A 1,083-nucleotide genomic window follows, 5' to 3' on the forward strand; every position below is an offset into this window, starting at 1 on the left:
GTAGTGACAAACACGCGGCCCGAATCGAAACCACCCTCACCCATCAAAATATAATTAACCAAGAAGCCAATACGCCCTCGCAAATTAGTTTGGATTTCTTCCCGCTCAGCCAAGACTAGGCTTGTTTGGTCCCCAAATTCTTGAAGAGCCCACAATTTGACGACGCCGCTTGTAGCTTCAACGCTGTTGATCCCATTTTTGCAGGTTCTTATTGTTCCAATCTGATCGATATCTTCAGCACTCGACACCTCAATGTGAGCTAAGACTGGTGCAGGGATACACAGTAGCCCTAGCAGCACGATGGCAATTTTTCTCATTTTTTGCTTCCTAACTGATTCCAGTTACTTCGATTTCCGGACTATCTCGATGTGCTCATTGGGCAAATGTGCCTTACCTAGCTTTCGCAGAGCCCTCGAGCTATTAACGCTCAGTTTTCCTGCCTCTAGCAATTTCGTCTAATAGGGTGTCAGGCATGCACCGCTATCGATATTTGATGCGGGAAAATAGCAATAGCGGAAGATCGCACAACTACGCAGAAGTTGAATGATATGCCTTGGACTACTGGTCCACATTTTTTCGAACCCAGTTGATTTGCCTTGAACTCTTTTTGCCTAAGCCACAGCCAAATCCATGTGCTCTTCAGCAAACTGAACAGTGTCAGCAATTACGCTGTTACCCAGCTCAATGACCCTCTCGACAAGGCGCGCTGCGCCGACGCTGTGCATGATCTCCTTCAGGTCGCGGTAGGAAAGCGAATAGCGAACGTAGAAGAAGACGGCATACAGGGGCCTTGTTGCAGGGGTCGCTCAGTGTCTGTAATTAGAAGGCTTGTTCGTCTTCATAAAGCTATCCGATGCCCCACAAATTCAACGCCAGCCGTCGTCACAAATTTGACAAGAAGAAATATCGTGTCACGAACTGGCGTGCCTATAACGAAAGTCTTCGTAATCGTGGTGATTTGACGATCTGGGTCAACCGTGAGATTGGGAAGGAGTGGTCAGCGCAGCGCCGGACCACTCGCGGAGGGCAACGCAAGTATTCTGATTTGGCCATTGCGGCGTGCCTGACACTGCGTAGCGTGTA

At 48.8% G+C, this 1,083-nt stretch carries 2 protein-coding genes; one reads left to right on the forward strand and one right to left on the reverse strand.

The window, feature by feature from the left end; translation table 11 throughout:
* Nucleotides 1-317: hypothetical protein (locus BMZ51_RS23725; RefSeq protein WP_139201492.1), on the reverse strand; the 317-nt coding region annotated here is incomplete at its 3' end.
* Nucleotides 318-853: 536 nt separating this feature from the next.
* Between BMZ51_RS23725 and BMZ51_RS23850 the strand changes: the two genes are divergently transcribed.
* On the forward strand, nt 854-1,083 hold a 230-nt coding region (locus tag BMZ51_RS23850; protein WP_175485065.1), incomplete at its 3' end, for a transposase.

The organism is Pseudovibrio axinellae (assembly GCF_900110875.1).
Lineage (GTDB): Bacteria > Pseudomonadota > Alphaproteobacteria > Rhizobiales > Stappiaceae > Pseudovibrio > Pseudovibrio axinellae.